Here is a 22963-nt window from a genome sequence, read left to right as displayed (position 1 = left end):
ACGCTACAACGCAGAGCGTGCGTAGCCAGGCCGACTGGTTTTACCCTACACTTCCTTCCAATTTAACATCTAACAAAGCGTTTGCTTCGGTAGCAAATTCAAGCGGCAGTTCTTTCAGTACCTCTTTCACAAATCCATTAATAATCATGGAAATGGCATCCTGCTCACTAATGCCTCGTTGCATCAGGTAGAAAATCTGCTCTTCCCCTACCCGTGAAGTTGAAGCTTCGTGCTCCACACTTGCAGTAGGATTCTGAGAAGAGATATAAGGGAATGTATGCGCACCGCATGTCTGCCCGATCAACATCGAGTCACACACTGAATAATTACGCGCACCATCTGCTTTCTTGGAGATTTTAACTTCCCCACGATAGCTGTTTTGTGAATGTCCGGCAGAAATACCTTTCGAAATAATTGTACTCTTGGTGTTTTTCCCAATATGAATCATTTTGGTACCGGTATCAGCCTGCTGACGCTTGTTAGTCACAGCAACCGAGTAAAACTCACCGATGGAGTTATCGCCCTGTAAAATTACACTTGGATATTTAAGGGTTACTGCAGAACCTGTTTCAAGCTGAGTCCAGCTGATCTTGGAGTTGTCACCGCGGCAAGCTCCTCGCTTAGTCACAAAATTATAAATACCGCCTTTTCCATCTTCATCTCCGGCATACCAGTTTTGAATAGTGGAATACTTGATTTCAGCGTTTTCCATCGCCACCAATTCAACAACCGCTGCGTGTAGCTGATGCTCATCAAACATAGGGGCTGTACAGCCTTCGAGATAACTCACATGACTATTGTCTTCACAAATAATCAGGGTTCTTTCGAACTGTCCGGAATTCATATTATTAATCCGAAAGTAAGTAGAAAGCTCCATTGGGCACACGGTGTCTTTCGGCACATAGCAGAAAGATCCATCTGAAAATACCGCTGAGTTCAATGCTGAATAAAAATTATCTCGAATTGGCACTACAGAAGCCATGTATTTTTTGACCAACTCAGGATATTCTTTGATGGCTTCTGAAATAGAGCAGAAAATTACACCGGCTTCGGCTAATTTTTCTTTGAAACTGGTGAAAACGGAAACACTGTCAAACACAGCGTCAACGGCTACACCTGCCAGTTGTTTCTGTTCTTCCAGCGGTATTCCCAATTTTTCGTAAGTCTCACGAATTTTTGGATCTACATCATCCAGGCTGTCGAGTTTGGGTTTATTTTTGGGAGCTGAGTAATACTGGATATTCTCAAAATCAGGCTTTTCATAGGTTGCATTGAACCAATCCGGCTCTTCCATTTCAGTCCACGCCCGATAAGCCTTCAAACGGAACTCAAGCATCCACTCCGGCTCTTCTTTTCGAGCAGATAGTTCGCGGATGATATCTTCGTTAAGTCCCTTTGGAAAATCTTCGTATTCAACATCGGTGGAAAAGCCATATTTGTACTCTTCCCCAATCATTGACTCTAACGCTTGCGTTTCGCTCATTAGTTATTTGGTCTTAAAATTTTGCTTCTTGATTCCGCCTGAAAAACAACCTTTCTCAAGTTTAAGTTCGCTGTTTTGCAGGCCTATTTAGATTGAGTACAAATATACGAAATCTCCCTTTCTTAACTAAATCTGAAATGATTGAGAATCTCTATTGAATGAATAGGTTTGAAACGGTAAGTAATTGCGAGCCAGGGATTGGTATTTGTGGTAGTGAATAATCTGTCTCCACCAAAGTCATTCAGAGCGTAGCGATGAATCTTTGCCATGAAATGATTACCAAGCATTTTCTGACTAAGATCCTTCGCGGTAAGCATCCTAAACCTGCTTCTACTTTCTTACGAATAGGATGACTCGGTTAGTTTCTAATCAAGGTAATCCAACCATCCTTTAAATCAAGGTTCAAAAATAGTGCCTCGATTAATTACTGCCCATCAAAGAGCAAACACAAGCGGTGTTTACGATATCTTCCCAGGAGCAACCTCTCGATAAATCCATCATGGGTTTTGCCAGTCCCTGAATGATGGGACCTGTAGCGGTGGCCCCGGCCAATCGTTCGGTGATTTTATAGGAAATATTCCCGGCATCCAGGTTTGGGAAGATGAACACATTCGCTTTTCCGGCTACTTCAGAGTCGGGAGCTTTACGTTTGGCGATTTCTGGGATGATGGAAGCGTCAAATTGCAGTTCACCATCTATGGGAAAATCGAGATTGTGAGACTTCACGATTTCCAGAGCTTCCCGAACCAGGTCAATGCGCTCATGCTGGGCACTGCCCTTTGTTGAAAAGGAAAGCATGGACACCCGCGGATCGTGACCGGTTACTTTTTTGTGAGTTTGAGCCGAATCCATTGCAATAGTGGCCAACTGTTCCGCATTCGGATAAGGGACTACGGCACAATCTCCGTAGGTAAACACCCTTCCATCATCAAAGCTCATCAAGAAAACACTGGATACCACGTTGGAGCCCGGCTTGAGACCTATGGTTTGTATAGCTGCCCGCAATACATCTCCCGTTGTGGATACCGAACCGGCAACGCATCCATCCGCATCACCGGCCGCAACCATGGCCGCAGCAAAAAACAGCGGATCCTTGATCACATCAATAGCTTCTGCTTCCGTTATGCCTTTATGCTTTCTTCGTTCATAAAACGCTCGGGCATATTTTTTTAGATTTTCATCCGAAACAGGATCTATGAAATTAAGGCTTTCCAGAATCCCGGCTCCCTCGTTTTGAATCAGAATCGGTTTTGCGAGTTTATTTTTCTGCAGGTATTCCGCCGCTTTTATGACTCGCTGGTCCGAAGAACGGGGGAAAACGATTGTTCTCAATGATGATTCAGATCGACTGCGTATGTCTTCGATTATGTCCATTATCCTACTAATAAAATGATTGAAATTACCGCTATGGCCAAACCTGACCACTGTTTAACGGAGGGTTTATCCTTCCAGATTCCGATGCCTATCAAGGTTCCCAGAACAACCAGGCTTACATTCACCAACGGGAACACAATAGATCCCGGCATCAGTTTTAATGCGTAAATCAAAAAGATGGATGAATAGAGATTTACAACACCTGTTGCAATACCATACACGATTTCTGTGAAGGTAAAGTGAATCTCTTTTCTTTTTAAAAGGATTCCCAACCCCACCAAAAAGGAAAAAAAGAAGATTCCTGATACAAAAAGGTCTTCTGATATCTGTTCTGAAAACACTTGTTCATACACTTTCAGTCCGGTATCGGCCATTCCGGTCATGATAAAAATCAGAACCGGAAGCCAGGCATCAGAAAAACCGGAGATACTTTTTGTTTTGATACGAGGCACCATCAACAACAAAGAACCCAAGGCCAGAACAATACCGAAATACTTTAGTCCTCCAATGGCTTCCCCAAAAACGAAAAGGCTAACGGCGATCGGGAATATAAGCGACATCCGCATGGCAGCGATACTGACTCCCATTCCTACCCGGTCAATAGAGCGACTGTAAACCACCATGTTGGCGATAAAAACAATACCCAGAACTACGGCCAGGATAACAAGCCAGATGCCCGGTTCCGGTGAAACTTCAGGGAATACTTCAAATTCAGCAGAGTTGAACAGGCTAATCAGAAATCCCGCAAGGTAATTACACACCAGGATTTTGAGCACATTCAGTTTTCTGTTTTCCGCAAGCTTAAGGATCTGAGCAATAGTCAGCGAACAGGAAATACTCAGAAAGATGTAAACAAGTCCCATCAGTTCAGAAGCTCAAGCTCTCTGTTCCCAAAAAACAATGGATTCTGAGGCCGCTCGTACAAGCTTCGTGAGGTAAAAGGCACATTCCGCTCAAGATGTCCATAAATGGCATTCATCGACATATTTCGCTGCTTAATTGCCTCAGCCAGGTAGTAGGTAAATATACTGTGGCGGTTTTGTTCTCCATTGGTAGAAGAAAAAATACCGGAACGCTGATCGGGGCGGGATGCAAAAAATACTGCGGATGCAAAATTACGCTCTGTTATGATGGAAGCCAGGTCTTCAAGAGCCTGTGTTGAACCGTCATCGTTAAGAATATCCAGGTCGGCAAAAACCTTTATAGAATTCAGATCCAGATTATTAAATGCCCGAAACAGTTTTTGAAGATCTATCAGCTGAAATTCACCGTCATCATTTAATTCACTTCCCAAAAGATAGACCAGTCCGTCCCTGATTTCAGCATATCCATTTATATATACATTTAGGTTGTGGCGGCTATCACTCAGGGTGGCTGCCAGCCGGGAATAGGCTCTTTCGACCATAAGATCACTGGTGGCGTTCATAGCTTTTATTACCCGGGTACTGCGAACCCCAAATCCCTGTATGAAATACTCTTCCATCAACTTGGTATCACGCTGTCCATAGATACGTTCCGACAGCTCCCCCTCGTACTGGTTATTGGATAATATAAAAGCCCCGGAGTTGAGAGAGCTTCTCCCCAATACCGGAATGTTCCGCTCCACATCAACTGAACCAAAAGGAACATTAGGGATGGCTATCACCGAAAGATCGGATGCGAATTCAGAAGGACGCCAAATCATGCGTACATCGTTGGCAGATACCCAGGTCTCGGAAATACCATACAACACTTTGTACCAATCTCCTTCTTCAGATACCAGTTTAAGCTGACTGCCTTCGGCAAGGTCGGTCAAAATATTTCCCGGATTCGATTCCGGTTCATTTCTGAGGGCGGTTATCTGAACATCCACCACCACAAACTGTTCAAATACAGACGGAACAGGGACTTCTTTTCTTTGAGAAAGAGAATCATAAAAGGCCTCAACTACAAGGTTGTGGGCAGGGTTTTCCCCAAATATCCCGGCATCTATTTCTTCGGCAAGATTTATGGAAATCCGACCACCGTTAAAATCCCATTCTACATTCTCAACCAACACCCGGTTATTGTACGATATTCGCATGCCCGGATTGTCGGTGTTGTAGGGTCGGGCATTGGTGGTATCAATTTCAGTAGCAGTTCCGGTTTGTCGTAAAAGCCGGCCCTCCCCTGTCTTTGTCGGTTCACCAACCGGTTTCATATTCAAAAAAGACAAGCCGGTTAGTAACGTCCCGGCTCCCATAAGGGCGTACCGCTGTTCATCGGTTGGTCGATCCAGCAGTTGGTCAGAAAAAGCTGCATAATACGAAAGCCCGGCTCCGGCAGCACCCAACAAAACATATCCAATCCTTGGCCTGTACCGCTGAATGTAGCGCTCCGTTTTAACCCTTTCCGCATACTCATAGGTGTTAATCGATTTCAGGTCAAAATGAATGAGCGGCTGGTTTGGGGTGATCCCGTTGGTGCTTTCCAGGTAGTACCGGGACGAGATCAACTCATAATCATTTATATCCAAAGCCTGATCATCTACCACTACCCAGCTGGTACTGGAACAACCCTGAAACAGCAACGCTGAAATCAAGGCTATAAAAAGAATAAAAGGTTTATTTATGCCCATGGAGTTTGTTTTGAAGCCGTGGCAATTTTAGCCGAGTCTATGGCTATCACAAGTTCTTCGTTTGTTGGAATAACGTGAACATCAACCTTGGAAGTATCCGAACTGATCTTGGTATCACCATTCAGATTTCCATTCTTTTCACCGTCAATTTCGATGCCGGCATACTGCATATCGTCCAATATTTTTTCTCGAATCGGGGCTGCATTCTCACCAATTCCCCCGGTAAAAATAATGGCATCCACCCCATTCAGTGCCGCAATATACGAACCGATATATTTTTTAACCCGATAACAAAATACATCAATGGCTTCGTTACTTCTTCGGTCACCGCTTTCAGCCTCATCCAGTAAATCCCGCATGTCGGCTGCATATCCGCTGAGCCCTAAAAGTCCACTATGTTTATTTAGCAATGCGTGAACATTTGCAAGAGATAATTCCTCTTTCTCTATGAGGTAGAACAAGATAGAGGGATCGATGTCTCCGCTTCGGGTTCCCATTACCAGCCCTTCAAGCGGTGAGAATCCCATGCTCGTGTCATATGAATTTCCGTCTTTTATGGCTGTGACCGAGCACCCATTTCCCAAATGACAGGTAATAACTTTAGAACCCTTCTTTGGTTTACCTGAAATTTTGTGATACTGACGGCTCACATAATAGTGAGAGGTTCCGTGAAAGCCGTACTTCCTGATCTTATACCGCCGGTATAGCCGGTTTGGGATTCCATATAGATAAGCGTGCTGCGGTATAGAGTGATGAAAAGCCGTATCAAACACAGCAACATGCGGCACATTTGGCAGGTGTTTCTTGGCAGCACGAATCCCTTCCAGGTTTGGAGGATTGTGCAATGGAGCGATGTCAAAAGCCTGTTGGATGGCCTCTTCCACGTCTTCATCAATAAGCACAGAATCCTTGAACGTTTCTCCTCCGTGCACAACCCTGTGGCCTACAGCCTCAATTTCATCAAGCGATTGCAGGTAATCGTTATCTGCTTCAATCAACAGTTCCATAATCTTCTTGAGCGCAGCCGCATGGTTCTCAATCACCATGGATTTTTTGAGCGGCTTTTCGTCCTTGAACTCTTGCTTGATAATGGAGGTAACGGCACCAATTCGTTCTACCAACCCCTTACAAAGACATTCTTTATTCTCTGTGTTAATGAGCTGATACTTTATGGATGAGCTGCCGCAGTTTATTACAAGGGTCTTCATAAATGAGTTAAAGTGAAATTACTGCTCCGATGCCGATCAAATTACGAAATTTAAAGGATTCTTCTCCGTTTCCAGGATCTGATAGCCATAGTGGAACCTCATATCTGATGGCGAATCCCCGGTCTTTGCCTAGCCAATCCGGAATATTAATTGAAAACTGGAGTCCAATTCCGGCATCAGCAACGGTTTGTTCAAAGTCGAGAGAGATATCATCTTCAATTCTGATTCCACTTACTCTTCCCACATCCTGGAATAAGTAGGATTTAAGGTGAACAAAATCTCCAAGAATAGAGCGGTCTAACAAAGAGTTCAGGTAATTCGGGAAAATCAGTTCTGTATTCACTGAGAAACCTTTATCCAAAGTCCCTAAATAACTAATGGTATAATCTTTATTTCCACCAGAGCTGGTAAAAGATGCTTTACTGTATCCTCTGAGATTAAATCCACCTGCTATCTGAACAAGCCCATTTTCAAAAAATAGATCCGGGATTGTACCACTGGCCCTTGTTACCCCATTATTCAACCAGGATATGGGCGCTCTGTTAGCCATACTGTAATTATATTCAAAGGGAGCATCGGAACTGACCAAGGCTCCAAATGCCCTGAGATTTAAACCGAACCCTTTCCCTAATTCAGTTTGGTGCTTTACTTCAGCACTTCCCAATGAAAAATTTCCGGAAGCCGGATTCACATTCTGCTGAAAAGAAAGATACGTCTTAAGCGCACCAAGACTTGTAAATCCGCTGGTTCGAAATTCAATTCCGGCCAGCGTTTTCCAGTCGGTTTCCTGAAATGCATTAAGCCTGTAGGCATTTTCGGCAGCTTTTTCCTGGAACACACTTACCCTGATTTCCTGATGCCGCAGTTCATCAAACCCTTTCTGAAAGCGCTTATTAAGGGCCACTCCATGACGGTTGTATCCGGTTCTGATGCTGCTGATCAGCTGTACATTAAATTCTTCCCCAAATTCTGAAAGCGCAGGAACAGGCTCGGTGAATGACACATAGTACGACACCGGCTGATCGGGGAAATTGGTTCCCAGCCACATTCCGGCATCCAGTCGGTGAGGTCCATCCTGAAAAGTGCCTTCCATATCCCCCAACACACGCGCACCAACGCGAATACCATCTACGCTGTTATACCAGAGATCAGGAGCAAATTCCAGCTTATACTTGTCGTTCTGAGCAAAAAGCACTCCGGGAATCAAAACAAAAAGAAGGGTGATTAAGAAATATCTATTATCCACTCTGGAAGTATTTGAAGGAATTGATCAGTTAAAATGTCGTGCATCATCTTCATGAGTCTGCGCTGTTCCGGCCAGCTTATGTAAGGCTCCACACCTTCAATACTAACCCATTTATATTCAGAATGTTCGTCATCAAGCTTAATTTCTTTGTTTCCACTCAGCTCAGCTGCAAAAGCCGGTATGGCATGTACAGAATCTGATTTAGCCTCATAAAACTGGTTTACTGAAGGTATGGTCCAGAATTTCACCGGAGAAAGCCCGGTCTCTTCCTTGAGTTCGCGAAGGGCTCCCTCCCAGCTTGTTTCCCCCTCTTTCACCTTACCGCCTACCATGCGCCATTGATTTCCGTAGATTTTTTCGGAAGACCGCTTAAAGATCAGGAAAAGAGGTTGCCCTCCCTTTATCTTATACGGATACACATCAATGAGCTTTTTCATGGGAAGGTGGGTGAAATCAGATTTCGATATTTTTCACTTCCAGTTCGAGCTTACCGGCAGGCACTTCTACTTCTACCGTTTCACCAATCTCACGCCCCATTAAAGCCTGTCCTATCGGAGAGTCAACTGAAATTTTACCGGCTGCAAAATCAGCTTCATTAGGAGAAACGAGTGTGTACTTCATCTCCTTGCCCATTTTCTTATTCAGGATGGTAACGGTTGTAAGCACCCTCACTTTGGAAAGATCAAGCTCACTTTTATCCAATACCCGGGCGTTTGCAAGAGCATCCTCAAGCTTGGTGATACGGTCTTCCATGTGCCCCTGTGCCTCTTTAGCGGCATCATACTCTGCATTCTCACTCAAATCCCCTTTAGCCCGGGCTTCTGCTATCTCTTCTGCAATCTCTCGTCGTCCGCGGGTTTTAAGATCTTTCAGTTCCGCTTCCAATTTGTCGTAACCTTCTTGTGTGAGGTATTGAACTTTGCTCATAATCTCTTCTTTTGTTCGGTTTCATTAAATAAAAAAAGCCATCCACCACCGGCAGACGCCTTTCTATTTCTGTTCATCAACAGGCTAAAATAAGATGTTAACGGATGTATATCCATCATTGTTTTCAATATAACAATTCAAACTATTTTTTCTTTGAACTTGTAATATTAAGTAAGTTATGAGATATGTGTCTTATTATTTAACCACTAAGGCTCCGTCAACTAATTCAATATTATATAGCTGATGTTCGGAATTTCACTTGAAATTTGGTTCGTTTACAGCCTCATTGTTTTAGCTGTATTCCTTTTTGTGAATAAGCGGATTTCGTTTGATGTAACTTCCCTTATTCTTCTTGCTACATTGGTTGTATCCGGCATTCTAACCCCAGCTGAGGGGCTGTCCGGATTCAGCAACACGGCTACGGTTACCATTGCCTGTATGTTTATTCTCAGCGAAGGACTCAGGCGTACCGGAGCCCTTAATATTGTTGGTGACTGGTTTTTTAAGCTTAGTCAACTCAATTACCGCATGGCCATTTTCATAATAATGATGACCATCGGAGTTATATCTGCCTTCATTAATAATACGGCAGCAGTAGCTATTTTTATTCCGGTGATTATCGGGCTTTCCAAAGACCTGGGGGAAAGTGCTTCAAAATTATTGATGCCTATGTCTTTTGCAGCGATGTTCGGCGGTGTTTGTACACTCATCGGTACCTCCACAAACCTACTGGTAGATTCCATAGCCACCGAAAACGGGCTGGCCGGTTTTGGAATGTTTGAATTTGCCCCGGTCGGCATCATCTTTTTTGCAGCCGGATTTCTGTATCTGTTCACCATGGGAATCAACCTGATTCCTGAGCGGCGCAAAGACCAGGAGCTGACCGATACCTTCGAAATGCAGAGTTACCTTACTGACGTTATCCTGAATGCCCAGTCCCCTTTTGTGGATACTCCTCTAAAGAATACCAAGCTTATCCAGGACCTGGACCTCGATATCGTTGAAGTTTTTGATAAAGATGGAACCTCTAAAACAGACCGTGAAAGTATTACCCTGGAAGCTGAAGATGTGCTGAGAATTCGCGGAAGCGTAAAGGAGATTAATAAGCTGTTGAATCGTGAGGATGTGCTCATAAAACCTTCCGAGCACTGGGAAGATAAAGATTTTGAGATGGGTAATGCGCAGCTGATTGAGGCGGTAATTGCCCCGGAATCTTCTTATGACGGAATGCCCTTGCGTGATATTGAATTCTATAAGTTATATGAAGCCCAGGTTCTTGCAATCCGGCAAAAAGGAAAAGTTCAGCAGGATAAACTATCCGATATTCGCTTGCAAAGCGGAACTTCTGTTTTGCTTTATGCTAAAAAGGAACGGGTGAATGACATTAAAACGGCAGAAGAATTCGTACTTGCAACCGAAATTGACATTCCGGATTTAAACCAATCCAAAATTCCTGTAGCTATTGCCATTATTCTTGGAGTTGTTGGGACCGCTGCTTTGGGTTTGCTGCCCATCGTAGCAAGTGCAATTTGCGGAGTGATCCTGATGATATTGACGGGCTGCCTGACCAACGAAGAGGCCTATCAAAGCATCAACTGGAAAGTAATCTTTCTTCTGGGCGGGGTTCTGCCCCTTGGAGTGGCCATGCAAAAGACCGGTGCCGCACAGCTATTGGCAGATACCGTAATCACAAACCTTGAGGCTTTTGGTCCAACAGCTGTTCTTTCCGCTTTTTTCTTTCTCTCCATGATGCTCACCAACCTGATTTCCAACCAGGCTACAGCCGCACTGCTCGCCCCCATAGCCATTGAAGCCTCCACCAGCATTGGCGTGAATGCAGAACCTCTGTTGGTGGCTGTGACCATGGCTGCTTCGCTTAGTTTTATGTCGCCCATTGGTTACCAAACCAATACCATGATTTTTGGCCCGGGGCAGTATCAATTCATGGACTTTGTAAAAGTCGGAACCCCGCTTAACCTCTTGTTCTGGATTATCGGTACCTTTGCTATCCCGTTATTTTGGTCGTTTTAACAAATGAAGAAATTGCTTACAAAATACTTACCCATTCTCGAGGTACTCAGCAACTACGATATCAGCAAGCTGAAAAACGATATTGTGGCCGGAGCTACCGTAGGTGTTGTATTGATTCCTCAGGGCATGGCTTATGCAGTTATCGCCGGTGTGCCCCCAATTTATGGACTATATGCCGGGCTGCTACCGCTTTTCATTTATCCGCTTTTCGGGACCTCCCGACATATTTCAATCGGACCGGTAGCCATCGACATGCTTATTCTGGCAGCAGGTTTAGGCATTCTTGCCGGAGATGATCTCACTCAAAAGGCAATTCTCGCCGTTATGATTGCCGTGCTGACCGGGATATTACAGGTTTTGATGGGGGTATTTAAGCTTGGCTTTGCCTTCAACCTGTTTTCGAGGCCGGTCATATCCGGGTTCACCATAGCAGCCCCCATTATCATCATTGCCAGCCAGATGGGAACGCTCCTAAATATTGACATTCCAAACACCCAGTATATTCATGAGATTTTTTATCACCTGTCCGGTCATTTAGACCAGGTTCATACTCCATCTTTGGCTCTGTCTATTGCGTTTATTTGTTTTTTAGCGGGGATGAAAAGGTTCTACTCCCATCTGCCGGAGTCAGTGATTCTGGTGGTGCTTACCATACTGGTTGTTTCTTTTGTAAACATTGCTGATTTCGGTATTTCTCAAATTGGAGATATCCCTTCCGGACTTCCTGATTTTGCTCTTCACAACACCAGTTATGAGGAGATAAAATCACTGTTGCCCAATGCTTTAACGCTTTCACTTGTTCAGTTTATGACCGTAGCATCTCTATCAAAATCATTTGCCCGAAAGCACGGCTATACCGTAAACCCCAATCAGGAACTCATCGCGATCGGAAGCAGTAATATCGTGGGGGGATTGTTTCAATCGTTGCCGGTTTCTTCCAGTTTTTCCCGGTCAGCCATCGCCGAACAGGCCGGAGCTAAAACTTCCATCAATAATATTTTTGCAGGAATACTCATTTTGCTAACCCTCCTGTTTTTAACCTCTCTTTTTGAGGTGCTCCCCGAACCTTTGCTTGGGGCCATTATCGTGGTATCAGTGAGCAGCTTGATTGACATTAAAGAACTGCGGTTCCTGATTAATACCAAGCGCAGAGACGCAGTGGTAGCTTTTATTACCTTTGCCAGCGTATTGGTTATTGGGATTCAGGAAGGCATTATTATTGGCATTATTGCTTCGGTACTGGCTCTACTCATCAAAATGAGCAAGCCTACGGTTGCAGAGCTCGGATTAATTCCCGGCACCCGCGATTTTAAAAACATCTCACGTTTCGATAACGCCAAAAAGATTCCGGGCGTCCTCATTCTCCGTATCGATGCTTCTTTTTCATTTGTGAATGCCGAATTCTTCAAGAATTACATTCTGGAAGAAAGCATGAACCGAAACACCTCTCCCAAATATGTGATTATAGATGGCAGCACCATAGGAGATCTGGATGTTTCAGCTATGGATACGCTGATGATGATCATCGAAACACTCAACAAATATGGCATAGAGCTGTATTTATCAGGATTAATCGGACCGGTGAGAGATGTAATACGCCGGTCAGAAATAGGTGCGTTTGTGAAAAGTGACCGAATTTACAGCACCGTCCACGAAGCCGTTAAAGCTGCCCTCAGAAAGCAGGATCACAGTGATGAGGGTTCAAGACTATCCGATTATTCCGACCACAGCGCATGAGTTAGTCATCCCCGTACACCACTATCTTTTCTTTAATACCTAACGACTTTGTAGCCCAAAGAATAGCTACAGTCACCAAAACCGCTCCAAGAAAGAAAGGTGCCCCCGGAAAGTAAAACGGAGCTATATCTGAAGTAAAATACCCAAACAGATTCGTCATCATAGGCGGACCAAAGATAGCCGAAAAGCTAATGAGACTGGTTAACGCACCCTGTAATTCACCCTGAGCATTTTGCGGGACTTCATTAGAAATAATGCCCTGCAAAGCCGGTGTAGCTAATCCGCCTACGCAGAACGGAACAATCACCGCAAACATCATCCACCCCTGATTGGCAAAGGCAAAGCCGAGAAAACCAAGCACGTACATCATCAACCCAAAATAAACCGTCCGGTTGTTGCCAAGTTTGGGAATAGCCACTTTGATCAATCCTCCCTGTACAGCCACAACTGATAAACCCACTACTCCCAGAGAAAGTCCCACCCTCATTTCGCTCCAGCTGAATTTCTCCATCGTAAAATAGGTCCACGTACTTTGTGTGGCGTGATTGGCTACATAAACCAAAAAGAAAACTCCGACCAGGCTCGCAATTTTGGGATACTTCTTTACTTGCTTGAGCGCACCGAACGGATTGGCCCTTGTCCAGTCAAATGGTCGCCGGTTTTCTTTAGAAAGAGATTCAGGAAGTACAAAATAGCCGTACATCATGTTTACTAACACCAGTCCTGCTGCAGCAAAAAACGGAATTCTTGCTCCGTATTCGCCTAAAATACCCCCCACAGATGGCCCGATTATAAATCCTAAGCCAAAAGCGGCGCCGATCAGACCAAAGTCTTGTGACCGTCTTTCGGGCGGACTGATATCCGCAATGTATGCACTGGCTGTGGTATAGCTCGCTCCGGTAATCCCGGACAGAAACCGCCCAATGAACAACCAAACGATGGTGGGCGCAAAACCGAGCAGGATATAGTCCAATCCAAAACCCAACAATGAGAATAACAGAACCGGCCTTCTGCCGAACCGGTCGCTGAGCCCGCCAATTACAGGGGCAAACAGAAATTGAGTTGCCGCATAAGTAAAGGTAATCCAGCCGGCATATAGCGAAGCTTCACTTAATCCACCGCCTGTAAGCTCCATTATGAGAGCCGGCATTACCGGTATGATGATGCCCAGGCCGATTACATCCACCAATACCGTAATAAAAATGAAGATGAGCGCTGCGCTTCTCTTTTGTTTCATGAATTAATGCAATGATGCCTGAACAATGATATTTTGTGCGGATAATGTTGGCCTCAAAGTTAAACAATCATTAGTGTGTAATGAGGCTTTTTCTGAAGAAATTTTAAACTATTCACTGGCTTTGAACAAACTAACTACGAAAGAAATTCTTAAGGAGAACCTCTCCAGAACAGCTCCCAAAAAGCTGAGCAGCTTAAAGGTACTGGTTCATAATATCCGGAGCCTGCACAATGTGGGTTCAATATTTCGTTCAGCAGATGCTTTTGGGGTTTCAGAGATTGTGCTTTCCGGTTATTCTCCCACTCCACCCCGGCCTGAAATCAATAAGACAGCAATCGGAGCTGAGGAATTTGTGGAGTGGTCGTATGTGGAGGAAGGCACTGAGGCTATCAGAAAGCTGAAAAAAGAAGGATACTATATAGCCGGACTGGAACAAACCACAGATAGTGTTTCCCTGCCTGATTTTGATCCGAAATCATACGATAAAATCTGTATTGTTTTGGGGAATGAAGTCACCGGAATTGATGATGAACTGCTTCCCCATATCGACTGCTTTGTGGCCATTCCACAGTTTGGGCAAAAGCATTCCCTGAATGTATCGGTGGCAGCCGGAGTAGTTCTGTATGCAATGTTGGAGAAATTGTGGTGAGCAGGCTTTATCTTAGTCAATGGTAAAAAATCGTTTTAACAGCTAATTCATGGACGACCCTAAAGAATTTTTAAAAAAAGCCACCCGTTTTCTTCAACAACAACGGGAAATGTATGGTGATTTTTCCGTGCAGGTGGAGGACAAATCCGAGATTGAAAATAAACAGGTTCAAGAGCCGGATACGCCCTATAAATCTGAACCACAGAATCAGCAACAGGCCGAAGTTTCTGAAGAAAACAAAGCGGAAATTGAGGTTCAGAAATCACCCGCAGAACTCATTGAGGAATGCTCTACGCTCGATGAACTTAAAGCGCTTTGTGAGGAAGCTGAAGAACTGAAAACAGACCTGGAAGGTACCAATCTTGTATTTGGTGTAGGCAACCCTAAAGCCGACCTGATGATTGTTGGAGAAGCTCCTGGTTACAACGAGGACCAACAAGGAGAGCCTTTTGTGGGCCAGGCCGGGCAGCTGTTGGATAAAATAATGGCAGCCATCAATTTCGAACGGTCTGATATTTATATTGCCAACATTTTAAAACACCGCCCGCCTGATAACCGGGACCCGGAACCGGAAGAACGTCAGCGAAGCCTGCCCTACCTGCTTAAGCAGATTGAACTGATAGATCCGAAGCTCATTTTATGTGTGGGAAGGATCTCAGCAACAACCCTGCTGGATAAAGAAACTTCTTTGGGTAATCTGAGAGGCACATTCCATGAATTTCATGGGCGGGAACTGATGGTTACCTATCACCCGGCAGCCTTGCTCTATAACCAAAAGTACAAGCGGCCTACCTGGGAAGATGTGCAATTGCTCAGAAAAAGATACGATGAATTGGGTGGGCAACCCTGATCATCAGTTTGAAATACATTCCATGATCCGGTTTGCTACTACTTCAGAACTATACGGTTTTTGGATGTATTCCTGTACCAAACCTTCATCAATGGCTTCTTTGACCTCATCGCTTTTCTCGAAGCCGGATAAAATCACATAAGGGATGTTTCCAAAATGGCTTTTTGCTTTTTTGACAAACTCCAAGCCATCCATTTTCGGCATTCTTAAATCGGTAATAACCAATTTAATTTCAGGGTTATTCTCCAGTTTTTGCAAACCTTCGGGCCCTGATATAGCCGTAATAACTTTAAAGTATTTATCCATCAACCTGCCAAATAAGAAAAGATTGATGTGTTCATCATCTACATACAGTATGGACGGTTTAGACGACATCATTAACCTGCTTTTCAGGGAATTTAACGGTTACGGTAGTCCCTGCACCGGGAGCTGAATCATAATGAATTTCACCGTTGTGTTCTTCCACAATGTTATAAGCAATGGATAAACCTAATCCGGTACCCTTTCCTGGTTCTTTTGTAGTGAAAAAGGGATCGAACAATTTCTCTTTTACGGTTTCGTCAAACCCTTTCCCGGTATCCTTCACTTCAATATAAACGGTATGATCTTTATTCCAAGTTTTTATAGAAACAACCCCTTCTCCTTCTATGGCCTGGATGGCATTCATAATGATATTAGTGAACAGCTGATATAACTTGCCTTCATTGCCCTGAATGGTGACCGCCTTCTCGCTGTAGTCTTTCACAATATCTACGCGGCCTTTGTACTCATTTTTCAAAATCAGCAAACACTCGTCAAAAATACTATTGATGTCACAGTCACCTTTGTCAGTCTCATTCGTTCTGCTGAATGAACTCAGACTCCTTACAATTGACACAATGCGCCCTACACCAATTTCAATGGTTTTGAACACTTCCTGAAAAACCTCTTTCTCTTCGATAACCAGTTTATCGTCTTCCTCTTCTATCATCTGGCTGATGAGCTCTGAAGCAGATTTAATATAGTTGACAGGGTTGTTGATTTCATGAGCTACACCGGCTGTTAAAACCCCTAAAGCAGCCATTTTTTCTTTTTGAACAAGTTTAACCTGTGCTGTTTCTAATTTATTTAAAGCCGAATTCAGTGAGTCCGTCTTTTCATGTAGTTCTTTATTAACCTGAAGCAGTTCTTCATTTTTTGATTTGATCTGAAGGTTCTTGTCGGTGATACTTCGGGTTCGATCTTCAACCATTTCCTTCAGCTTTTTTTGCTTGGTAATCAAATACAGATAGCGCAAACGAAGAGCTATGTATATAATCACAGCGAACAAAATGACGGCTAAACCAAAAAACCACCAGGTACTGTAAAAAGGCTTTGCAATGGTGAAGGTAAATTCCCTGGATTCACTCCAGTCGCTGATTTCATTCCGTGCCTGCACCTCAAAGGTGTAAAAGCCTGAATCGAGGTTTCGGTAGGTGACACCGGGATTGCTAAAATTGTTAGAGAAATTCCAGTCGTCCTCCAATCCCGAAAGCCGGTAGCGGTAAAAAATACGGTCATTATATAGGAAAGAGATTCCCTTGAACCGGAACGTTAGCGTATTCTGAGTGTATGCAAGTTCAGGGGAAGTAGCTAAAGTCAATTCACGATTATCTTCAGTACGAACGGATGTAAAGTATAAGTCCGGATCTTTCTCGGCCGACATATCCTCGTCCTCATCGTAAGCGCTCACTCCCAGTTCGGTGCCAATCCAAATATCGCCTTCTTTATCCTGTATTAAAGCATTCCTGTTGATTTCATTTCCTGTCAGTCCCTGTGCCACCGAAAATTGCTCCAGAGTTTGGCCATCCCATTTAAACACTCCGTTAAAAGTACCAATCCACAACTGACTTTTTCGGTCAACCAGTAAAGAAAAGACCACATCATCAAAATTACTGATTTGAAATGGAGTGATCTGATCTCCATCCAGAGTGGCTAATCCGGCTGAAGTACCAAGTAACAGGCGATCTTGCCAATAAACAGCATCGTAGATGTTATTGTAGTTAATCAGGCCTGAATTGTAGTTCGTTACTTCTCCATCTTTGTAGAGGTACAAACCTTCCCGTGCACTAAGAAAAGCCAATTTATCTTCATCTAATTCAACAATGTTGCGAATGTAATAAAAGGCCTCTTCATTCAATTTTGAGAATGTACCATCCTCCTCTATTCGGTAAATGAATTCCGAATTGGAGAAATAAATATGCCCATCAAAGCTTTGTACTCCCGTAACATATTGGATGGAATGACTTTCAAATACTGGCGATAATGCTCCGTTCTTTAGTTGGTATAAACCTGCAGCACCAGCCGCTAAATAAAGAGAACCATCATAATGTTCTGTTATTTGCGATAACCGAGTTGGCCTGTCTTGATTTGTTTTGAGTGAATATTGCCTGGATATTTGCCCATCCTCCAAAACATGAAGGTGAGAAGGGTTAGCTATATATAGCGTACCATCAGTTGCTTCAAAAATGGCGCTTACCTCATTTTCAGCAAGTCCGGAATCTCTGTTATAACTTTTAAAATTCAGGATATTAAACTTGAACAACCCCCGATTATCAACCGACCATATATTTTGTTCTTTATCCAGGTACAGTTTGTTGGAGAAGATATTATTGGTGCGCCCATTCACTTCAAGTGGTATGGTTTTGCCCGTCACGCTGTTAAATTGCATTACACGTGAGTTACTGCTGAAGAAAATCCTGTTGCGTTGATCAATCACTAAAGAATGGCGGTTATAGGTAGAGCGAACTTTTATACCCAAGTTGTCTGAAAGCAGCTTAAAATTATCATCCTCAATTTTTGCCAGCCAATCGAACCCTAATACATACAGAATGCTGTCTTTCTTTGTAACCGTGAGTACATCCTGAAATTCATGGAAATAAGGCGCGTATTCACTTCTGACAATCTCCCAATTTTCTATAGCAAATTGTCCTTTCCGAGTGTTTATATAGACACGGTCTTCGATATTAACTGTAGAATTGATTGCAGGATTAATCCCTCCGGAAAATGTAAGCTGCTTCCACTGTTTGGTTTCTGTAGAGTATAGATGCACTTCCCGCATACCGGCCAATACGATCTTATGTTGATCTCCGGTCGTCATAACTTCAAACGAAAAAGCAGACTGTTTCTCTCTCCAGGTTTCAGGAAATGCAATGGTACTCCACTTCTGGTCATCAAAAAGCTTAATGACATATTCGGTATCGTTTTTGCCTGCAACCCAAATATGTCCGTCACTGCTTTTAACAATTTTGGTACTCAGGTAAGTGGGTAACTGCAAACTATCCGGAAATACCTGCCATTCGTGTGCATCATAGGTTGTAACACCTTTGGATGTAACAAACCACATAACGCTGTTATCTGCCTGAACAACATCATAGATGGCATTGGAGGGCAATCCATCTACAATGGAATATGTTTTTGCCGGGTAGAATTGGGCCGCCAGGTTAACGGGCCCAAACAGCATCAATACAAAAAGTAAAAAGCGGAACAGAAAGTAGTTAAAGAACTTCAAACCTAAAGGAAGATATTTTTAGTTTAAAATATTATCAGCAATCTCGTGATGACTAAAGCTTCTCTTGAATAGTCCTTAACAGAAATATCGGGCCAAATATACAATGTTTAAAGTTTATGCATTATATATTATTACTTTATTAATCAAAGCTAACAAGCCACATGATTCCCACCCTTAAAACTGAACAACTTATTCTCCGCTCCTTTACCGAAAGCGACCTCGATAATGTGTTTAAAGGTCTATCCAACCCGGACATCATTAAGTATTACGGCATCAGTTTTGAGACCAGGGAGTCAGCCAAAGAGCAAATGAAATGGTTTGCTGATCACGAAAAAAATGAAACCGGTGCATGGTGGGCTATTTGCTTGAAGGGTTCAGGGAAGTTTATTGGCGCGGGTGGACTTAACGATATCGAACGGGATCATAAAAAGGCAGAATTTGGATTTTGGCTGCTGCCTGAATTTTGGGGAAACGGTTTTATGGGCGAAGCGATCCCGGTCATTCTTAAACATGGGTTTGAAGAATTGAACCTCCACCGCATTGAAGGATTTGTAGAGAGCCAAAACACAAACTGCAAAAAAGCGCTCGATAAACTCAACTTCACCTTCGAAGGAACCATGCGAAATGCAGAGATAAAAAACGGGCGCTATATCGACATTGACATCTACTCCAAATTGAGTACCGATTAATTAACGCAATGTGGATAACCCTGTTCAAAAATTGTTTAAAAAGAATCTCATTTTGCTTTCATATTATACCTATTTTCGAAGTTCGGATTTCAGCAGTACCCTTTAGTTTTCAGTTTCAATCATGGCAAAAAAGAACGGATCTTACGGCAACAATTATAAGAATGATGATAAAGTTCTGGAACAAGGCGGGCGTGTTCCTCCCCAGGCCGTAGAAGTTGAAGAAGCCGTATTAGGTGCCATGCTGATTGAACACGGAGCGGCTACCATTGCTCTCCAAATGTTGAAGCCCACCGATTTCTACAAAACCGCCAACCGCCATATTTTTGAAACGCTATCTAATCTGTATGAGCGGGACAATCCGCTGGATCTGCTCACGGTAGAAACCGAGCTCAAAGACAACAACCTGCTGGATGCTTGTGGCGGCCCAACCTATTTATCTGACCTTACCCGGTCTGTGAGTTCTTCGGCTAACATCGAGTATCATGCTCAGATCATTATTGAGAAAGCTATCAAACGGAACCTGATCCTGGCAAGTAACGATGTCATCAAAGATGCCTACGACACCACCAGCGATGCATACGATGTGCTGGATACCGCCGAGCAGCGCATTTTTGACCTTTCCAACCAAAAAAGCCGAAGTTCTGCCGTTCCGGTTGAAAAGCTTTTGAAGGATACGCTCTCCTACCTGGAAGACCTTCGTGGTAAAGATTATGGAATTACCGGGGTACCGTCCGGACTTGCCGTTGATGACATGACCGCCGGCTGGCAAAAAGGAGATCTCGTTATTATAGCAGCCCGACCTTCGATGGGTAAAACCGCTTTTGTATTAACCGCTGCTCGTAACGCCGCTATGCATCCGGATGAAAAACTCCGAACCCCGATTGCCCTTTTCAGTTTGGAGATGTCTAATCAGTCTTTAGTTCAGCGTTTATTAACTATGGAAGCCCGCGTTCGTGCTGATGAAGCCCGAAAAGGTACCCTAAAAGATGAGGACTTCCGCAAGCTGATTGATGCAGCCAGTCGCCTGTTTAGTGCAGAAATTTATATTGATGACACACCCGGTATCAGCCTCATGGAGTTGAGAACTAAATGCCGGCGACTGAAAAGTGAAAAAGGTATCGGACTCATCGTAATTGATTACCTCCAGCTGATGCAGTCGAACGCCAAAGACATCGGAAGTCGTGAGCAGGAAATCGCCTCCATTTCACGTGGACTAAAAGGTCTTGCCAAAGAGCTGGATGTCCCTGTAATTGCACTTTCACAGCTCTCACGTGCAGTTGAGCAGCGTGGTGGAGATAAACGTCCGCAGCTATCTGACCTTCGTGAGTCAGGTTCTATTGAGCAGGATGCCGATATTGTAATGTTCCTCTATCGTCCAGAATATTATGGTATTACAACCACCGCTGAAGGACAATCAACCGCGGGTATTGCCGAGGTGATCATCGGGAAACAGCGTAACGGACCGGTTGGCAGCAAGATGATGTACTTTGTGAAAGATTACGCCCGGTTTGAGAATCTCACCTCAGCTGAGAATAACGATCCTTTTCTTGGTGATGGTGGAGGTAATAATGGCGGCGGAAACGACGCCCCTCCCATGCCACACAGCCCCGCCCCCGACGAAGACGCCCCGTTTTAATTAAGAATCCGAATTCACTCTGAAGGTACTCCCTAAGATTCTTTGACAGGAACTAATTTAGATGCTTGATAAGGATATGAGATCCATCTGACGGATTACCCGTCTGATGGATTGTCTGAATGGGCCTGCTAAGCAGAATAGCAACGGTCAGACGGACTTTAAGCCGTCAGACCGAGAAGCAAAGGCTGTCAAGCAGGATCATTTAACTCGTTCCGGTGCTCCGCTCCGGAATACCCTAACGAGGCTCTGCCTCACATTAACCAGAAAGAGCAGGAAGCTGAGCTTCCATCATGCGTTGCGCAGCAGAGCGGCGGAACGAGGATAAAGTCATTCAGAGCGGAGCGATGAATCTTAGCCACGAAATGCCTGCCAAATTTTTCTGGCTTAGATCCTTCGCGATTAACATCTTAATCCTGATTCTGCTTTCTTTCGCTCAGGATGACTCCCATTGGTTGATAAGTAAACCCCTACCAAAGCCGATTTCACTTAGCCTCAACCACTTCATCAAAAAGCTGGTCAAAATCTTTGATCCGCTTCTTCCAGTCCAGGTGTCGGTTAATATTCTGAAGGGAATTTTTAGGCAGGGATTTGGTTTTACCGGTCAGCAAATCTTTTAGGTGATGAAAAAGATCGTCCTCCGTTTCATATAAAACCGGGGCATGTAAAAGCGGGTCGTGCAGGCTTTGTGGAATCAGTTCCGGGTAGTGCAATGAGTTGGGTACCAGCGGATGACAGCCGCAATAAATGGCTTCCATTATAGCCACACAGAAAAATTCATAACTGGCTGTAGAAACCACAATATCACCAGAATGGAGTAGTTTGCTGTAATTTTCCTTGTCATCCACATACCCAAAATGGGTGATCTGCTGCCCGAACCGCTGCCAGGCTTTCTCAAACTCTTCGGGCTTTTCGTGCTGAGTATCCCCTGCTAAAATCAGGTCGAATTTCAGATCAATATCATTCAGCCGGTTTAGCACTCTGAAAAACATGGCGGGATTCCGGTCAAACTGCCAGCGCTGGTTCCAGACAATCACCGGGTTTTCATTCTGATTCCGGGTATCCGGCTGCTTGTCAAAACTGGAAAGATCCAGCCCCGGGTGCATGACGATACTCTTCTTTGCAATACGTTCAACGGTATTGTATTGATTGGTATCCGGAAACTTATCCAAAAATTTAGGCAGGGCTTCCAGTAAATCATCCAGGTGAAACTGAGAAGAAAACAATAGTTTATCAGCCACCAGCATGCTCAGATAGTTAATATAGCAGTAGGTCAAATCTCTGCTCTCACCTTCCGGAATGGGGCGTGTAAACTGGTTATCATGCATATACATAATGACCGGTGTGTGAGCAAATCGGGGATTAGTCAGCGCCATGAACGCCGGTAAATTAGTCATGCTGCTGGTAAGCAACAGATTGATATTCTCATCCACCTTCTTGGTCATTTCAGCCAGTGAAACCGAGTCACCGTGCATCCGCCATTTCCACCCCTTATAATTAAGCTTGATGGGAATAATATTATGGCGGGAATGCTTTTCCAGTCCTTTTAAAAAAGCCTTGTGCGAGCCGCTATAAAATGGTTCTACCGCCAGAATATTCATGTAACCAATCTAAATCTTGAGAAAGCGATAAGTATAAGAAATTTATTACTGAACCGAATAATGGTAGTGTTAAGAAGGTTTTGAACCATGATTTTCAGGATGGAGAGGATTTCCAGGATTAACTGTAATACGTCATCGCGAGGAGGCTTGGTGGTGATGTTTTTGCCTCTATG

Annotated in this window: 18 protein-coding genes; 6 read left to right on the top strand and 12 right to left on the bottom strand. The window is 43.9% G+C overall.

Annotated elements, in window-relative coordinates; all coding sequences use genetic code 11:
• Window positions 1-40 precede the first annotated feature (40 nt).
• From sufB to greA, 8 genes are all read right to left on the bottom strand, one after another.
• On the bottom strand, window positions 41-1483 hold the full coding sequence (gene sufB, locus JJ941_RS04795; RefSeq protein ID WP_290962525.1) for a Fe-S cluster assembly protein SufB: 1443 nt from the start codon (window positions 1481-1483) through the stop codon (window positions 41-43).
• Between the two features lie 420 nt (window positions 1484-1903).
• Window positions 1904-2857 carry a phosphate acetyltransferase gene (pta, locus tag JJ941_RS04790; protein WP_290962524.1) on the bottom strand — a complete coding sequence of 318 codons (954 nt, stop codon included), beginning with the start codon at window positions 2855-2857 and terminating at the stop codon, window positions 1904-1906.
• Window positions 2857-3720: a hypothetical protein gene (locus tag JJ941_RS04785; protein WP_290962523.1), complete on the bottom strand. Its 864-nt coding sequence runs from the start codon at window positions 3718-3720 to the stop codon at window positions 2857-2859. Before JJ941_RS04785 ends, pta begins: the two co-directional genes overlap by 1 nt.
• The gene (locus tag JJ941_RS04780) at window positions 3720-5453 is read right to left on the bottom strand and encodes an SH3 domain-containing protein (RefSeq protein ID WP_290962522.1); all 1734 of its coding nucleotides are present in this window, start codon (window positions 5451-5453) and stop codon (window positions 3720-3722) included. Before JJ941_RS04780 ends, JJ941_RS04785 begins: the two co-directional genes overlap by 1 nt.
• Entirely contained in the window at window positions 5444-6661 is a 1218-nt protein-coding gene (locus JJ941_RS04775) for an acetate kinase (RefSeq protein ID WP_290962521.1), read from the bottom strand. Before JJ941_RS04775 ends, JJ941_RS04780 begins: the two co-directional genes overlap by 10 nt.
• 7 nt (window positions 6662-6668) lie before the next feature.
• Window positions 6669-7907, bottom strand: coding sequence for a hypothetical protein (locus tag JJ941_RS04770; RefSeq protein WP_290962520.1), 1239 nt, complete (start codon window positions 7905-7907; stop codon window positions 6669-6671).
• Entirely contained in the window at window positions 7886-8344 is a 459-nt protein-coding gene (locus tag JJ941_RS04765; RefSeq protein ID WP_290962519.1) for an NUDIX domain-containing protein, read from the bottom strand. The genes JJ941_RS04770 and JJ941_RS04765 overlap by 22 nt, the downstream gene beginning before the upstream one ends.
• A gap of 16 nt (window positions 8345-8360) precedes the next feature.
• A complete protein-coding gene (greA, locus tag JJ941_RS04760) occupies window positions 8361-8834 on the bottom strand; it encodes a transcription elongation factor GreA (protein ID WP_290962518.1) in 474 nt (157 codons plus the stop codon).
• Between the two features lie 243 nt (window positions 8835-9077).
• Here greA and JJ941_RS04755 point away from each other — a divergent pair, with 243 nt between their 5' ends.
• Together JJ941_RS04755 and sulP are read left to right on the top strand one after the other, a co-directional pair.
• On the top strand, window positions 9078-10865 hold the full coding sequence (locus JJ941_RS04755) for an SLC13 family permease (protein ID WP_290962517.1): 1788 nt from the start codon (window positions 9078-9080) through the stop codon (window positions 10863-10865).
• 3 nt (window positions 10866-10868) lie between these two features.
• Window positions 10869-12602: a sulfate permease gene (gene sulP / locus JJ941_RS04750; RefSeq protein ID WP_290962516.1), complete on the top strand. Its 1734-nt coding sequence runs from the start codon at window positions 10869-10871 to the stop codon at window positions 12600-12602.
• Between the two features lies 1 nt (window position 12603).
• Here the strand turns inward: sulP and JJ941_RS04745 are convergent, their stop codons facing one another.
• A complete protein-coding gene (locus tag JJ941_RS04745) occupies window positions 12604-13839 on the bottom strand; it encodes a TCR/Tet family MFS transporter (RefSeq protein WP_290962515.1) in 1236 nt (411 codons plus the stop codon).
• Between the two features lie 121 nt (window positions 13840-13960).
• Here JJ941_RS04745 and JJ941_RS04740 point away from each other — a divergent pair, with 121 nt between their 5' ends.
• Together JJ941_RS04740 and JJ941_RS04735 are read left to right on the top strand one after the other, a co-directional pair.
• Window positions 13961-14488 (top strand): RNA methyltransferase, encoded by a 528-nt coding sequence (locus JJ941_RS04740; RefSeq protein ID WP_290962514.1) that lies wholly within the window; start codon window positions 13961-13963, stop codon window positions 14486-14488.
• A gap of 49 nt (window positions 14489-14537) precedes the next feature.
• The gene (locus tag JJ941_RS04735) at window positions 14538-15338 is read left to right on the top strand and encodes a uracil-DNA glycosylase (RefSeq protein WP_290962513.1); all 801 of its coding nucleotides are present in this window, start codon (window positions 14538-14540) and stop codon (window positions 15336-15338) included.
• Between the two features lie 3 nt (window positions 15339-15341).
• Here JJ941_RS04735 and JJ941_RS04730 read toward each other — a convergent pair whose 3' ends face one another.
• Together JJ941_RS04730 and JJ941_RS04725 are read right to left on the bottom strand one after the other, a co-directional pair.
• Entirely contained in the window at window positions 15342-15716 is a 375-nt protein-coding gene (locus JJ941_RS04730) for a response regulator (protein ID WP_290962512.1), read from the bottom strand.
• Window positions 15703-18867 carry an ATP-binding protein gene (locus JJ941_RS04725; RefSeq protein ID WP_290962511.1) on the bottom strand — a complete coding sequence of 1055 codons (3165 nt, stop codon included), beginning with the start codon at window positions 18865-18867 and terminating at the stop codon, window positions 15703-15705. Before JJ941_RS04725 ends, JJ941_RS04730 begins: the two co-directional genes overlap by 14 nt.
• A gap of 161 nt (window positions 18868-19028) precedes the next feature.
• Here JJ941_RS04725 and JJ941_RS04720 point away from each other — a divergent pair, with 161 nt between their 5' ends.
• Together JJ941_RS04720 and dnaB are read left to right on the top strand one after the other, a co-directional pair.
• The gene (locus tag JJ941_RS04720) at window positions 19029-19556 is read left to right on the top strand and encodes a GNAT family protein (protein ID WP_290962510.1); all 528 of its coding nucleotides are present in this window, start codon (window positions 19029-19031) and stop codon (window positions 19554-19556) included.
• A gap of 121 nt (window positions 19557-19677) precedes the next feature.
• A complete protein-coding gene (dnaB, locus tag JJ941_RS04715) occupies window positions 19678-21192 on the top strand; it encodes a replicative DNA helicase (protein WP_290962509.1) in 1515 nt (504 codons plus the stop codon).
• Between the two features lie 482 nt (window positions 21193-21674).
• On the opposite strand, the gene JJ941_RS04710 is transcribed toward dnaB, so the two are convergent.
• A complete protein-coding gene (locus JJ941_RS04710) occupies window positions 21675-22790 on the bottom strand; it encodes a DUF3524 domain-containing protein (protein ID WP_290962508.1) in 1116 nt (371 codons plus the stop codon).
• Between the last annotated feature and the right edge of the window lie 173 nt (window positions 22791-22963).

The sequence above is a fragment of the Gracilimonas sp. genome (assembly GCF_017641085.1).
Classification (GTDB): domain Bacteria; phylum Bacteroidota; class Rhodothermia; order Balneolales; family Balneolaceae; genus Gracilimonas.
Note: the sequence above shows the minus strand (reverse complement) of the source record. Positions and strands in the feature narration are given on the sequence as shown.

Coding starts and splice junctions, on each gene's coding strand:
- sufB (WP_290962525.1), bottom strand. CDS start 1,483: ATGAGCGAAACGCAAGCGTTAGAGTCAATGATTGGGGAAGAGTACAAA.
- pta (WP_290962524.1), bottom strand. CDS start 2,857: ATGGACATAATCGAAGACATACGCAGTCGATCTGAATCATCATTGAGA.
- JJ941_RS04785 (WP_290962523.1), bottom strand. CDS start 3,720: ATGGGACTTGTTTACATCTTTCTGAGTATTTCCTGTTCGCTGACTATT.
- JJ941_RS04780 (WP_290962522.1), bottom strand. CDS start 5,453: ATGGGCATAAATAAACCTTTTATTCTTTTTATAGCCTTGATTTCAGCG.
- JJ941_RS04775 (WP_290962521.1), bottom strand. CDS start 6,661: ATGAAGACCCTTGTAATAAACTGCGGCAGCTCATCCATAAAGTATCAG.
- JJ941_RS04765 (WP_290962519.1), bottom strand. CDS start 8,344: ATGAAAAAGCTCATTGATGTGTATCCGTATAAGATAAAGGGAGGGCAA.
- greA (WP_290962518.1), bottom strand. CDS start 8,834: ATGAGCAAAGTTCAATACCTCACACAAGAAGGTTACGACAAATTGGAA.
- JJ941_RS04755 (WP_290962517.1), top strand. CDS start 9,078: ATGTTCGGAATTTCACTTGAAATTTGGTTCGTTTACAGCCTCATTGTT.
- sulP (WP_290962516.1), top strand. CDS start 10,869: ATGAAGAAATTGCTTACAAAATACTTACCCATTCTCGAGGTACTCAGC.
- JJ941_RS04745 (WP_290962515.1), bottom strand. CDS start 13,839: ATGAAACAAAAGAGAAGCGCAGCGCTCATCTTCATTTTTATTACGGTA.
- JJ941_RS04735 (WP_290962513.1), top strand. CDS start 14,538: ATGGACGACCCTAAAGAATTTTTAAAAAAAGCCACCCGTTTTCTTCAA.
- JJ941_RS04730 (WP_290962512.1), bottom strand. CDS start 15,716: ATGATGTCGTCTAAACCGTCCATACTGTATGTAGATGATGAACACATC.
- JJ941_RS04720 (WP_290962510.1), top strand. CDS start 19,029: ATGATTCCCACCCTTAAAACTGAACAACTTATTCTCCGCTCCTTTACC.
- dnaB (WP_290962509.1), top strand. CDS start 19,678: ATGGCAAAAAAGAACGGATCTTACGGCAACAATTATAAGAATGATGAT.
- JJ941_RS04710 (WP_290962508.1), bottom strand. CDS start 22,790: ATGAATATTCTGGCGGTAGAACCATTTTATAGCGGCTCGCACAAGGCT.